Annotated in this window: 10 protein-coding genes; 2 read left to right on the top strand and 8 right to left on the bottom strand. The window is 73.6% G+C overall.

Annotated features, from left to right (window positions below):
- Positions 1 to 136 precede the first annotated feature (136 nt).
- From AB0M16_RS09665 to AB0M16_RS09675, 3 genes are read right to left on the bottom strand one after another with little or no spacing between them, the layout of a single operon-like run.
- Positions 137 to 1420, bottom strand: a complete 1284-nt coding sequence (locus AB0M16_RS09665) for a polysialyltransferase family glycosyltransferase (protein ID WP_365340659.1) — start codon at positions 1418 to 1420, stop codon at positions 137 to 139.
- Positions 1421 to 1423: 3 nt separating this feature from the next.
- Positions 1424 to 2389: a glycosyltransferase family 2 protein gene (locus AB0M16_RS09670; protein WP_365340661.1), complete on the bottom strand. Its 966-nt coding sequence runs from the start codon at positions 2387 to 2389 to the stop codon at positions 1424 to 1426.
- Positions 2390 to 2428: 39 nt separating this feature from the next.
- Complete coding sequence (locus AB0M16_RS09675) at positions 2429 to 5332, bottom strand: YfhO family protein (protein ID WP_365340663.1); 2904 nt, start codon at positions 5330 to 5332, stop codon at positions 2429 to 2431.
- Positions 5333 to 5571: 239 nt separating this feature from the next.
- Between AB0M16_RS09675 and AB0M16_RS09680 the strand changes: the two genes are divergently transcribed.
- Positions 5572 to 6576 carry a DJ-1/PfpI family protein gene (locus tag AB0M16_RS09680; protein WP_365340665.1) on the top strand — a complete coding sequence of 335 codons (1005 nt, stop codon included), beginning with the start codon at positions 5572 to 5574 and terminating at the stop codon, positions 6574 to 6576.
- Positions 6577 to 6603: 27 nt separating this feature from the next.
- Here the strand turns inward: AB0M16_RS09680 and AB0M16_RS09685 are convergent, their stop codons facing one another.
- The 4 genes from AB0M16_RS09685 to AB0M16_RS09700 all read right to left on the bottom strand — a co-directional run bounded on the left by AB0M16_RS09685 (position 6604) and on the right by AB0M16_RS09700 (position 12072).
- Positions 6604 to 7251 (bottom strand): thymidine kinase, encoded by a 648-nt coding sequence (locus AB0M16_RS09685; RefSeq protein ID WP_365340667.1) that lies wholly within the window; start codon positions 7249 to 7251, stop codon positions 6604 to 6606.
- A 71-nt stretch (positions 7252 to 7322) separates the two neighbouring features.
- Positions 7323 to 8528, bottom strand: coding sequence for a nucleotide pyrophosphatase/phosphodiesterase family protein (locus AB0M16_RS09690; RefSeq protein ID WP_365340669.1), 1206 nt, complete (start codon positions 8526 to 8528; stop codon positions 7323 to 7325).
- Positions 8528 to 9121 carry a DUF5998 family protein gene (locus AB0M16_RS09695; protein WP_365340671.1) on the bottom strand — a complete coding sequence of 198 codons (594 nt, stop codon included), beginning with the start codon at positions 9119 to 9121 and terminating at the stop codon, positions 8528 to 8530. Before AB0M16_RS09695 ends, AB0M16_RS09690 begins: the two co-directional genes overlap by 1 nt.
- Before the next feature lie 89 nt (positions 9122 to 9210).
- Positions 9211 to 12072, bottom strand: coding sequence for a GNAT family N-acetyltransferase (locus tag AB0M16_RS09700; RefSeq protein WP_365340673.1), 2862 nt, complete (start codon positions 12070 to 12072; stop codon positions 9211 to 9213).
- Positions 12073 to 12248: 176 nt separating this feature from the next.
- Between AB0M16_RS09700 and AB0M16_RS09705 the strand changes: the two genes are divergently transcribed.
- On the top strand, positions 12249 to 12530 hold the full coding sequence (locus AB0M16_RS09705) for an HPr family phosphocarrier protein (RefSeq protein ID WP_128976898.1): 282 nt from the start codon (positions 12249 to 12251) through the stop codon (positions 12528 to 12530).
- Between the two features lie 274 nt (positions 12531 to 12804).
- On the opposite strand, the gene AB0M16_RS09710 is transcribed toward AB0M16_RS09705, so the two are convergent.
- Positions 12805 to 13488 carry a GntR family transcriptional regulator gene (locus AB0M16_RS09710; RefSeq protein ID WP_365340675.1) on the bottom strand — a complete coding sequence of 228 codons (684 nt, stop codon included), beginning with the start codon at positions 13486 to 13488 and terminating at the stop codon, positions 12805 to 12807.
- Positions 13489 to 13539 lie beyond the last annotated feature (51 nt).

Raw genomic sequence — 13539 nt, forward strand, 5'->3', positions numbered from 1 at the left:
TACCCCTGCGACCGCTGGGCGGACCTGACCCCGGGGCGGCCCCTGGCCTCCGGGCAGGGGCGTCGCCGCCGGGCGGGGCCGTGGCCTCCGGGGCCTGCGGGGCAGGCCTGAACCGCGCCCGGCGGCCGCGCGGGGCCTACGCCCGTGCCGGGACCCGCAGCTCCAGCTCCGCCAGTCGTTCCGCCGGGAAGTGGAGCGCGGCCGCCGGGCCGGTGCCGTGCTCCCTCAGGTAGCCGATCGTCTCGGCGCGCAGGCCCGGGTGCGCGGTCGGGCGCATGCAGTATCCGACCGCGCGGATCAGCGGGGCGAGCGTGCCGGGCGCCTCGCCGGGCACGGCGGGCTCGGCCCCGCCCTCCAGGTCGGGCACGAGGTGGTCGACGACCGTCAGCGGGACGCGGTTGCTGTTCTCGTAGGGGGTGAGCCGGGCGAGGACCGTGTCGGTGCCCACACGAGCGACGGGGACGCCGTAGTGGACAGCGGCCGTGAGCATCGCGGTGGAGAAGCAGCCCACGACGAGGTCGGGACGGCAGCGCTCGTAGAAGGTCTCGGCGAGCAGCGGGCCGTCCAGCACGGTGAGGGTGACGTCCGTGCGGGCGGCCTCCTCCTGGAGGGCGTTCGAGTAGCTCGCCGGGGCCGTGGGGTGCGGCTTGAAGACGATCGAGCGGTGGCCGGCCGCGGCAGCGCCGCGCAGCATCCGGACGTGCAGCTCCTCTTCCTCCTCGACGGTGAGGATGCCGAGGACGGCGAGGTACTGGCCGAGCAGCAGCGCCGTCGGCGCGGCCGTGACCGCCGCCGCCAGCCGCGCGTCGTCGCCGCCGGCCTCGGCGATCTCCCGGAGTACGGCCCGGAAGGCGTCGTCGGGGACCAGCTCGGCCCCGACGCCGTACTCGGTGAGCAGCAGCGGGCGCAGTCCCGGCACCAGGTCGAGGTGGAGGACGCGGCGGACCCGGGCGGCGATCGACTGGGGCAGTTCGTCGCGGGTGGGGCCGTAGCTCATGAGGCCGTCGGCGTAGACGTGGACGGCGCTCTCGGCGAACACGGCGGCGAGTGCCTTCGCCGGGTTGACCTGGATGGACTCGACGATCACCTCGACGGTGGCGGAGCCGAGCCCCCACGCGGTGCGGAGGACCCGCTGCCACAGCGGGGACTCCTCGGGGCGGGGTGACCAGGAGCTGGGGTGGTGCGGGTGGACGGCCTCGTTCCAGTCGACGACCTCGTCGAAGCGGGCGGCGATCCGCTCGTAGCCGGTCATCGAGTCGATGCGGACGGCGGTCTCGGGGATCTCCGCGTTGTTCGAGACGAGGAGGAGGCGGCGGGCGTGGCCGGGGGCGCCGAACTGGCCGGCGTCGAGTGCGGCGGCCACGGTGGCGGCTCCGTAGAGGGTCGACACCTGGAAGATCTGAACGCGGTCGTGCGCCATGGGTCAGGCGGCCTTTCCGGTGTCGCGCAGGCTCCTGAGCAGGGTGCTGCGGGGGGTGTCCATGGTCGCGAGGGTCTCGTCGAGGACCGCCTGCGGCATTCGGCGCAGGGCGTCGGCGACGTCGCGCCGGAGCCGCTTGGCCACGGCCGGCTCGTACTGGTCGGCCTTCGCCATGTGGAAGGCGATCATCGCGCAGTAGGTGCGGACGGCCTTCGGCAGGAAGCGGTCGGCGTCGCGGTCTCGGGAGACCTCGTCGAGCAGCAGGTCGTAGGAGGGGATGAAGTCGAGCTGGCGGTTGTCGGTGATCTGGGTCAGCGAGGTCGTGACGCCGCGCCGGTAGAAGACCCCGTGCAGGGAGAGCGCCGCGTAGCTGCGGGCGGTGAGGTGGAGCCGCCAGATCCACAGCCGGTCCTCGGCGGTGCGCAGCTTCGTCTCGAAGCGCGAGGCGCCGTTCTCGAAGAGGCGGGCGCTGTAGACGCCGAACGGGACGAAGGGGTAGTCGACCATCGTCACCATGCTGGCCGGGGCGATGCCGTCCCGGGGGTCCATGACGGTGTCGCGTTCCTTGGCCGGCGCGTAGCGGATCTGCCGGGTGCGGTCGGTCGACAGGACGTGGTCGGTGCGGGCGAAGTCGCAGCCGAGGCGGTGGATCCCGTCCACCGTCGCGCGCAGGTGGCCGGGGGCGTACCAGTCGTCGCCGTCGAGGAAGGTGAGGTAGTCGCCGGTCGCCGCGTCGATGCCGGTGTTGCGGGCCTGCGCGACACCGAGGTTGGTCCCGTGGCGGATCACGGTGGCCTGCGGGATGCGGTCCTTCCAGCGGTCGAGGAGGTCCGGCGTCTCGTCGGTGGAGTGGTCGTCGATCAGCAGGAACTCGGTGTCCGCATCCGCGTTGTCGGCGAGACTGCGCAGGGTGTCGGGGGCGTAGGGCCCGACATTGTGGAACGGCACGACGACGGACAGTTTCGGCACTCGGAATCCTCAACTCACGTATCTGTACAGGCGGGCAGACTAGGCAGCGCTCTTCTCCGGTGAACGAGCCGGACGTGCACGGGCGGTGAACTCTTGCCGTCCCTCGCGTGCACGGGTGCGGCGCCGGTGGAGCACGGCGGTGGCGAGGAGACCGGCGAGGGCCGCCGCGCCGACGGCACCGCCGAGCCGGACGCCGGGCGGCCGGAAGGAGCAGGTCACGGAGGTGACCTTGCCGTCGAGGGGAACGGCGAGCAGACCGAGGCGGCTGTGCGCGGGCGCGAGCGGCGCGTCGCCGGCGGCGCAGCGCCAGCCGGAGATCCGGGGGACGGCGAGCACGGCGGTGCCGGTGCTGCCCTCGGGGAGGTCCGCGGTGACGGTGTGACCCGTGGTGCGGACTTCGGTCGCGCCGGTGGCGGTCAGGGCCCGGACGGCGGTGTCGAGCCGCCACCGCTGCAGGCAGCCGACGGGCCGACCGGGCAGCTCGAGCCGGGGCTTCGCACCGTCCTCGGGTCGCAGCTCGATCCGTACGGTGCCGGTCGCGGGAACGGTGCCGAGCCGCTGCATGGGGCCGAGCACGGCGGGCAGTCGGCCCGCGAAGCCGACGGCCGGGCCGTCCGCGAGCGCGGCGGTGCCCTGGTACTCGGGCGCCCAGAACCAGACCTCGGAGCCGGCCGGGCACCGCGCGGTCAGGGTGGTGGTGCCGCCGGGGGCGCCGGTACGGCGGGGGGCGGGCGGGACCTCGTACACGGTGTGGCCGAGCATGCGTTCCTGACGGGCGAAGGCGTTGTCGGCGGCCTGCGCATCCGTACCGGCTTCCGTACCAGCACCCCGACCGGCACTCGTACCGCCTGCCGTGCCTGCTTCCGTACCCGCACCCGCACCCGCGCCCATACCGGCACTCGTCCCGGCACCTGTATCCGCACCCTTGTCCGCCGGGTGAACGGTGACGAGCGGCGGGACGGGGGTGTCGGTGACGCTGATCTCGGCCTCGGGGAGCCGGTCGACGGCGAGCTCGGCCTTCGGGGCGGAGCGCATCCGGGTGCCGATGGAGAAGATCGCGTCGGTGACGGGGTTGTCGAGGCTGACGGGGTGCCGGCCCTTGGCGTAGTAGCCGAAGCCGAGGCCGGCGAGCATGCGCGAGTACGTGTCGGCGGTGAGGCTGCTGTAGTAGTCGGCGCCTTCTCCGCCGACCAGCAGGACGTCGTTGCCGCCCGGCACCTCGCCGGGGTCGGTACGGTGGCTCGGCCAGGCGTCCTTCTCCGCGACCGCGCGGGTCATGTCCTCGTGCCAGGGGCCGACGCGCGGCGCCCAGGAGACCCTGCCCAGCTGCTGCTCCTCGATGCGCTTGCCGGTGACGAGGGTCTCCCCGGCCTGCGCGGCGAGCAGCAGTCCGACGGCCAGGACGGGCAGCAGGCGGCCCGCGCGGCCGCCCGTCGATCCGCGCGCGAGCAGCGCTGCCACGGCCGCGAGTACGGCCAGGGCGGCGGCCGCGGCGACGGCCGGGTAGGTCCAGCGGTCGATGTCCCTGCTGACGGCGGCCGCCCGCGCGACGAACGCGAGCAGTCCGGCGCCGCCGAGCAGCGCGAGCGGCCGGGGCACGCCCCGGGCCACCGACAGCCAGGCCGCCATGAGGAGCAGGCCGCACAGGACGAAGGTCTGGCGGTAGGGGATGCCGTTGGGCGAGGCGCCCGCGTGCCAGATCAGGTGGGTCGGCTCCCACTGGAGGGAGAGCGTGACCAGGACGGTCGCCACGGCCCAGCCTGCGCGGACGCGGACGGCGACGGAGGTGTTGAAGGGCAGGGTGAGGGCGAGCGCCAGGGCGGGCGTGCCGATGAAGAGGGCGGGGGTGGCCACGCTCGCGGTGGCGGGCAGGAAGCGGGCGAGCACGTCCGTCCACGCGGCGGGGGTGAAGGCGGTGGGCGGCGTCGGGTCGGCGACCTTGGTGGCGAGGAAGATGACGACGACGAGCGGGGCGGCGAGCCCGATGCCGATCAGGACGCTGCGGGCGGCCCGCAACAGCCCGGCGAGACGCGGGCGGCGCTGCCCGAAGGAATCGCGGCGGGCGGCGGCGCCGGGCGGGAGGCCGGTGGCGGGCGGGAGGCCGGTGGCGGGCGGGAGGCCGGTACCGGGGAGACCCACCCCGCTGTAAGCGCCGTGGGTGCCGTCCCCTCCGTCTCCGGCGGTGCCGGGCAGCCGGTCGGTGCCGGCACCGGGCGGGAGGCCGGTGCCGGTGCCGCGCAGGCGGTCGGTGCCGGTGCCGTCGGCGGTGAGCAGGCGGACGGCGAGGACGACGGCGGCGCCGAGGGTGGCCATGTAGGCGGTGTAGAAGTTGGCGAACCAGGCGAGGGCGACGACCAGCGGCCCGAGGACCGGCCGGCGCCCCGTGCGGGCCCACTCCCCCACCAGGCACAGCAGCGGGAAGGCCACGAGGCCGTCGAGCCACATCGGGACGGTGGCCGCGTAGTTGAAGGTCCAGCCGGACAGGGCGTACGCGGTGCCGAGGACGGCGGCGACCGGCCAGGGGCCGCGCTTGAGGGTGAGGAGCAGCGCCGCCATCGCCGCGCCCGCCGTGGCGATCTTGGCTGCGGTGATGACGTACAGGGCCAGCTCGGTCCGGTCGGCCGGGAAGAGGACGACGAGCAGGTCGAACGGGCTGCTCAGATAGGTGCCGAAATCGCCGAGGAAGTTGGATCCAAAACCCGATGTCCAGTTGAGGAAGAGGTCGCCGTGACTCTCCCCGGTGAGCAACTGCCGCCAGTAGGCGTGGAACGGCAGGTACTGCTGGCCCAGGTCGACGACGTTCCGGGTCCGGGATCCGAACGGGTAGCTCCCCGCCAGCCGCCCCGCGAGGCAGAACAGGAATCCGGTGAGCGCGGCCGCCCCGGCCGCTGCCCGGAGCCTGGGCCGGGACGGGGAAGGCTCGGTCTCGGCAGCGGGTGGCACACGTCCTCCAGGGGCGGCTCGCCGGCCCGTTCTGCCTCTTCTGCCCGTTCGGCCCGTGCGGCTCTTCGGCCCGGCTCGGCGTTCTGATCGTCGTAGGAACGCATTACCTCCGAGCAGGGCGACCCCCGCCCGAGCACGAGGAGGTCCCCGAGCGCACCTCAGGTGAACAGCCGGTGCCGGCGGGCCCGTCTACGATGCGCAGGCGAACAATGTTGTGCCGAACCACTGTGCGGAGACCCATGAGCACCGTCGGACGCCTGATCGTCGTCGTCCTCTTCGAGGGGGTGGACCTGCTCGACGTCACCGGACCGCCGGAGGTGTTCGCCCTCCTGCGGCGCGAGACGGACGACGCGACGGCCTACGAGGTCGTGCTCGCCGCCGAGACCTTGGCGCCGGTCACCACCTCGGCCGGGGTACGTGTGCTGCCCGACCTCACCTTCGAGGAGGCGGCCGCCAGGAACATCGACACGCTCCTGGTGCCCGGCTCCGTCGAGGTGGACGGCGAGCGGCGCGTGCACGCCGTGGTCGATCCCACGGTGGTCGACCGGGTGCGGACCCTCGCCGGGCGGACCCGACGCGTCGCGTCGGTCTGCGTCGGCGCGCACATCCTCGCCGCCGCCGGACTGCTCGACGGCAAACGCGCCACCACCCACTGGTCGACCGCGCAGCAGCTCGCCGCCGACCACCCGGCGGTGGAGGTCGACGCCGACCCGATCTTCATCCGGGACGGCGACGTGTGGACCGGCGCCGGCATCAGCTCATGCCTCGATCTGTCGCTCGCCCTCGTCGCCGACGACTTCGGCGAGACGCTGGCGCTGCGCGTGGCGCGGCAGCTGGTGATGTACCTGAAGCGGCCCAGCGGGCAGAGCCAGTTCAGCGTGCCGCTCGAACCGGTCTCCACGACCCGGCGCGTCGAGGACCTCCGCCACCACATCACGCGCCATCTCGGCTCCCCGCTCACGCTCGCCGACCTCGCCGCGAGCGCCCACATCAGCGAGCGCCAGCTCACCCGGATCTTCAAGGCCGAGCTGGGGACGACGCCGAGCGCCTACGTCGAGTCGGCCCGCGTCGAACGCGCCCGGCACATGCTGGAGTCCACCGACGCGACCCTCGAACGCATCACGAGCAGCTGCGGGTTCGGCACGACGGACACACTCATCCGGGCGTTCCGGCGGAGGCTCGACACCACGCCGATGGAGTACCGGCGCCGCTTCCGGGCGGTCCCGTCCGAGCTCCCGTCGTAGCCGGTACGACGGAAGGCCGGGCGGGCATCAGGCTCGGTTGACGGGGAGGACGTCCGGAGAAAGTGCGGCGGCCCGTGCGGAGGCCGAGGTCATGCGACGCCGGTGGTGGCGTCGGCACAGGACCTCGTAGCCGACCTCCACGGGGCGGTTGACGTCGCCCACGACGACCTGTTCGCCCTCGACGACCATCTCCCCGTCGACGGTACGGGCGTTGTGGGTGGCACGGGCGCCGCACCAGCACAGCGCCTCCACCTGGAGCTGCTCTATGCGGTCGGCGAGTTCGATGAGGCGCTGCGAGCCGGGGAAGAGCTTCGTGCGGAAGTCCGTCGTGATCCCGAAGGCGAACACGTCCATGTCGAGGTCGTCCACGATGCGGGCCAGCTGGTCGATCTGCTCCGACGCCAGGAACTGGGCCTCGTCCACGATCACGTAGTCCGCCTTCCCGCCCTGGGACAGCTCACCGACCACGTACGCGTACAGGTCCATCGCGTCGGTCACCTCGACCGCGTCGGTGACCAGGCCCAGACGGGACGAGAGCTTGCCCTCGCCGGCGCGGTCCTGGCGGGTGAAGATCACGCTCTGCAGGCCGCGGGCCGAGCGGTTGTGCGTGATCTGCAGCGCCAGCGTGCTCTTTCCGCAGTCCATCGTTCCGGAGAAGAACACCAGCTCGGGCATGGGAGGTCGGGGACCTTTCGGGATCGGGGGGAAGGGGGACGAAGGAAGACGGAGGGGCGGCGCCGAGCGCCTCAGGAGCGTACTTCGAGCAGCGGGACGAGCTGTTCCGCCGCGGTCATGGACCCGTGCATGCCCGCCATCGCGGACTCGTTCGGCTCGTTGACGGAGGCCGTGATGGCGAGGTCGTCCTGGGCCGCTGCGACGACGTCGCCGATCCGGCCGTACACGCGCTCGTCGACCCGGTCGCCGAACCAGCCGAGCTCGATGGCCTCGTCGCGGCTCGCCACCCAGAAGCGGTCGCCGATGACCTCGCGCCAGCAGGTGAGGACGTCCGCCTCGGCGCCGGGAACGGCGTAGACGTGCCGAGCGCGGCCCTCGCCGCCGAGCAGGCCGACGCCGGCCCGAAGCTCCCAGTCCTCGTCGAAGTCGATCCGGTGGTCCTCGTCGAAGGGGATGTCCACCATGCCGTGGTCGGCCGTGACGTAGAGGGCCGAGCGGGGCGGCAGCTGTTCGGCGAGCCGCTGGACGAGCCGGTCGACGAACATCAGCTGACCGCGCCAGGCGTCGGAGTCGATGCCGAAGCGGTGCCCGGCGCCGTCGAGCTCGCTGTAGTACGTGTAGACCAGGGCGCGGTCGCCGGCGGCGAGCTGCTCGGCGGCGCAGTCCATGCGCTCCTCGCCGGAGAGCCGCCCGAGGAAGCTGCCGCCGCTCAGCGCGATCTTGGTGAGCGGCGTGTCCTGGAAGATGGGCGAGGAGACCTGGGCGGTGTGGACACCGGCCTCGTCGGCGAGCTGGAAGACCGTGGGGTAGGGCTGCCAGACGCGCGGCGAGGTCCAGGGCTTCCAGCGGAGCTGGTTCATCAGCTCGCCGGTGTCCGGGTTCCGTACCGTGTAGCCGGGCAGACCGTGGGCGCCCGGGAACTGTCCGGTGCCGACCGAGGCGAGGGAGGTCGCGGTCGTGGCGGGGAAGCCGGCGGTGAGGGGGCGTCCGGTGCCGCCGCGCGAGGTGGCGAGCAGCGAGGTGAGGTACGGGGCCTCGTCCGGGTGGGCCTTGATCTGCTCCCAGCCGAGTCCGTCGATGAGGAAGACGCAGTTGCGGTCGGCGGGCGTGAGCTCGGCGATCCGGGCCTCGCAGCCGGGCACGCCCTGTCCGGCGACGAGCGTCGGGAGCAGGTCGCCGAGCGACCCGCTGCCGTACTCGGGGAGCGGGGCTGCGGCCGGGTCGAGCGGGACCGGTTCGTCGGGCCAGCCCTGGGCGAGCGTGGCGGGCTGGGCCATCAGCGGGCGACCGGGGTGGCGGCGGTGGCTTCGGACAGCGCCTGGGCGAAGGCCAGGGTCTGCCGGACGGTGTCGGGGCCGTCGCCGGCGTCGCTGACCCGGAGGCTGAGGTCGTCGGCGGTCGAGTTGCCGGTGTAGCCGTGGTCGGCGTCGCAGTTGGGGTCGCCGCACGCGGCCGGCTCCAGGTCGATCCGGGAGACCGCGCCCCAGCCGATGGTCAGGACGACCTCGCGGGGCAGCGTGCCGGGGGTGTACGACTCGGGGTTGGCGACGACGCGGCTGACGACGATCGAGGAGATCCGGTCGAGCTTCACGGACTCGGTGGACGTCGTGGCGTACGGCGTCGGGGAGCTGTTGTCGGCGGCCTGCTCGTCGGTGTGGCTCACGATGAAACGGTTGGCCGTGAGGACCAGGACGGTGACGTGGCGCCGGACCTCGTTGGCGTCGAAGGTGGTCTCCTGGTGGACCACGTACGACGTGACGGCCTCGCCGCCGACGGCGGCTTCCACCGCCTCGGCCACGAGGGCCGGGTAGTAGCCGCTGCGCTCGATCGCCGAGCGCAGCCCCTGGGTCGTCGTACCGGTCTTCGCCATGGACTCCATCCTACGGGGCGGTGGAGCCCCCTCCGGCCCTCCGGCGGCGCTGGTCGGCTCGGTCATCTCACGGCCTCTCTGAGGGGTGTCTAGTAGCTCGGGAGGCGGCGCGGGCCGAGGTCGGTGCGGGGCGGGGGCGGCGCGAGGCGGACGGTGGCACCGAGGACGGAGAGGCCGCGGGGGGCGACGACGACGGGTTCGAGGGAGATGGCGACGACCTCGGGGTGGTCGTCGACGAGCCGGGAGACCCGCAGCAGCAGCTCCTCCAGGGCGGGCGTGTCGACGGGGGCGGAGCCGCGCCAGCCGAAGAGGAGCGGCGCGGTGCGGATGGAGCGGACCAGCTCGGCGGCGTCCCGGTCGGTGGCGGGGACGAGCCGGTGGGACATGTCGCCGAGGAGCTCGGAGGCGGCGCCTGCGAGGCCGAAGGAGAGCACGGCGCCGACGGCGGGGTCGATCGCGGAGCGCACGACCGTGTCGACACCGCGGGGCACCATCGCCTGGACGACCGGCTGCAGTTCCTCGGGCTTGCCGAGGGTGTCGGTGAGCTCGCCGTACGCCGTGCGCAGCTGTTCCTCGGTGGCCAGGTCGAGCCGGACGCCGCCGAGGTCGGGCCGGTGGCGCAGGTGGGGCGCGGTGGTCTTCAGGGCGACGGGGAAGCCGAGGCGGGCGGCGGCGCGGACGGCCTCGTCGGGGGTGGGCGCGGGAAGGGTGGGCAGGACCTCGATCCCGTACCTGCCGAGCAGTTCCCGGGTGTCGTCGGGGCCGAGGCTGACGCCCCGGGCGTCGGCCTGCGGCTCGTCGAGGACCCGCTCGATGAGGGTGGCGGCGCCGGTCTCGTCGATCCGGTCGAACTCGGGTACGCGTCCGGGGTCGGCAGCGGCCTGTCGGCGCCATTGGGCGTAGCGGACGGAGGCGGCGAGGGCTCGCACGGCGCGCTCGGCGGCAGGGTAGGCCGGGATGGGGCCGGGCGGCGCGGGGGCCTGCGCCGGGGCGGCCCCGTCCTCGGTCCCCGTGGGCGCCTCCGGGGCCGCCGCGGCGGTGACGGGGGCGGTGCGGCCGGCGGGGCGGGTGCGGGTGGCGGCGGACAGGGCCTCGGCGAGGGCCCCCATCTCGACGTGCACGACGACGACCGGTTTGGAGGGGCCGGGAGCCGCGGCGACGGCGGAGCGGAGGGCCGCGGCCAGGACCTCGCCGTCGCCGGACTCGGTGGCGCCGTTCTCGCCGACCCAGGGGATGGCGGTGACGACGACGGCGTCGCAGGCGTCGTCGGCGAGGGCCGCGGTGAGGGCGGCGCGGAAGTCGCCGGGGGTGGCCCCGGTGGTCAGGTCGAGGGGCCGCAGCGGGCGCAGGCCCTCGGTGAGGCAGGCGTCGTAGGTGAGCAGGCCGAGGGATTCGGAGTTGCCGAGGATGGCGACGCGGGGGCCGGCCGGCAGGGGCTGGTCGGCGAGGAGGAGTCCCGCGTCGACGAGTTCGGTGACGGTGTCGACGCGGATGACGCCGGCCTGCCGCAGCAGGGCGGCGACGGTGGCGTGCGGGATGCGGGTGACCGGGACGCGGTGGCCGGGCGGGGCGCTGCCGCTGTGCCGGGCGCCCTTGACGACCACGACGGGTTTGACCGCGGCGGTGCGGCGGGCGAGCCGGGTGAACTTCCGGGGGTTGCCGATCGACTCCAGGTAGAGGAGGACGACGTCGGTGGTCGGGTCGTCGTACCAGTGCTGGAGGAGGTCGTTCCCGGAGACGTCGGCGCGGTTGCCCGCGGAGAGGAAGGAGGAGAGCCCGGCGCCGCGCCGGTGCAGACCGGCGAGCAGGGCGATGCCGATGGCGCCGGACTGGGTGAAGAGCCCGATCCGCCCGGCGGCCGGCATCTGGGGGGCGAGGGAGGCGTTCAACCGGACGGACTCGGCCGTATTGATGATCCCGAAGGCGTTGGGCCCGATGATCCGCATGCCGTACGAGCGGGCCTGGCGCACGAGTGCGCGCTGGCGCTCGCGGCCCTCGGCGCCGCTCTCGGCGTATCCGGCGGAGAGGACGACGAGGCCGCGGACCCCGTGCTCGCCGCAGTCGGCGACGACCTCGGGGACGCGCTCGGCGGGGACCGCGACGACGGCGAGGTCGACGGGCTCGCCGATGTCGGCGACGGAGCGGAAGGCGGGGACACCCTCCAGCTCGTGCCGCCCCTCCCCCAGTGCCGCGTTCACGGCGTGGACACGGCCGGTGTAGCCGGCGTCGAGGAGATTGCGCAGCAGCGTCCTGCCGACGCCGCCGGGGCCGCGGCCGACTCCGATCACGGCGACGGAGCCGGGGGCGAGGAGCCGCTGCACGGAGCGGGCCTCGGCACGCTGCTCGCGGGCGCGCTGGACGGCCAGGGAGCGGTCGGTGGGTTCGAGGTCGAGGTGGAGGCGGACGGACCCGTCCTCGAAGCTGCGCTTCTGGGTGTAGCCGGCGTCCGTGAAGACCTTGATCATCTTCGTGTTGGCGGGCAGCACCTCGGCGGCGAAGCGGCGGATCCCGCGTTCCCGGGCGACGGCCGCGATGTGTTCGAGGAGGGCGGAGGCGACGCCGCGCCCCTGGTGCGCGTCCTGGACGAGGAAGGCGACCTCGGCCTCGTCGGCGGGGAACGAGGCGGGGCGCCCCAGCTCGTTGATGCGGTCGTACCGCACCGTGGCGATGAACTCGCCGCCCACCGTCGCCGCGAGTCCCACGCGGTCCACGAAGTCGTGGTGGGTGAAGCGGTGGACGTCCTTGGCGGAGAGGCGCGGGTAGGGCGCGAAGAAGCGGTAGTACTTCGACTCGTCGGAGACCTGCTCGTAGAAGCTGACCAGCCGGTCGGCGTCGTCGGCGGTGATGGGCCGGATGCGGGCGGTGCCGCCGTCACGGAGGACCACGTCCGCTTCCCAGTGGTCGGGATACGCGTGTTCCGACTGCTCCGACTGCTCCGACGCGCTCTGCATGGGGCAAGCGTACGGCCGGGATACGACAGTGGCACCGGTCGCGCGGCGCCTGCCCGCCGTGCAAGGTGAGGAGGACCGAAGGGCCCGCCCCGGCCGGGACCGAAGGCCGGTAGGAGCACGTCGCCACCCGTGAGAGACTGGTCTAGACAACCGCTGAAAGTTGAAGGGCAACCACCATGGCTGAGCGCCGCGTCAACGTCGGCTGGGCCGAGGGCCTGCACGCCCGCCCCGCCTCCATCTTCGTCCGTGCCGCCACGGCCGCCGGCGTCCCCGTGACGATCGCCAAGGCCGAAGGCAACCCGGTGAACGCCGCGTCCATGCTCGCGGTGCTCGGCCTGGGGGCCCAGGGCGGCGAGGAGATCGTGCTCGCTTCGGACGCCGACGGCGCCGAGGCCGCGCTCGACCGCCTGGCGAAGCTGGTGGCCGAGGGTCTCGAGGAGCTCCCCGAGACCGTCTGACCCGTCTCCTCCCCGACGACGGATCGCGAGGAAGCCGTACCTGCCGGAATTCCGGAGGGTACGGCTTCTTTTTTCGCCCGTTCCCGACGGGATGTGAGATCCCTGGAAGGTGACTTCCGAGCACGCGCCGTAAGGCGGTCGCGGTACACGGTCACCGTGGGCCGGAAATTGCACGCCGGGTCATCGTCGGAAATTGCACGCCACGTCGCCGAAGAATTCGGACAGCGCACATGACGCCCAAGAATTCCTCACTTCTTTGTATACGGCGCCCGTGTTAATTCCGAGGACTCGCCATGTTGACGACATGTTGCGAAGGCCTCACGCCTGGTCGGGCCGCCTGTTTCAGGCGGTGCAGCGGCAGGGTGTGCTCCACGTGGAGCGCGGTCAGGCCGCGGGCCCGCTCGGCGTCCCCGCGCGCGACCGCGTCCACGATCTGGCCGTGCTCGGCCCAGGCCTCCACCGGGCGCTCCGAGGGCTCGACCGCGTACATCCAGGCGATCTTGTGCCGCAGCTGGGTGAGCAGCGCCGTGAGCGGCGGGCTGCCCGAGGCCTGCGCCAGGGTCTCGTGGAACCAGCCGCCGAGCGAGGCCAGGTCCTCGCCCCGGCCGCGCCTGGCGCGCTCCTGCCCCAGCCTGACCAGGCCGCGCAGGACCTTGAGGTGGGCCTCGGTGCGCCGCTGCGCCGCCCTGGCGGCCCCCAGGGGCTCCAGCAGGGAGCGCATGTCGAGCAGATCGGCGGCCTCCTGCTCGGTGGGCTCGGCGACATGGGCGCCGGCGTGCCGGCGGCTGACCACGAAGCCCTCGGACTCCAGGGTGCGCAGGGCCTCGCGAACCGGGACGCGGGAGACGCCGTAGCGGCGGGCGAGCTGTTCCTCCGTGAGTCTGGCGCCCCGCGCGTACACCCCGGAGACGATGTCGTCCCGGATCGCCGTGCATACCGAGTGCGCGGGAATGCGCATGTCCGACCTCCGCTTTTGTCCGCGCGAAACACCGTCGAGCATCGCCTGTCC

It is taken from the genome of Streptomyces sp. NPDC051921 (genome assembly GCF_040680975.1).
GTDB lineage: Bacteria > Actinomycetota > Actinomycetes > Streptomycetales > Streptomycetaceae > Streptomyces.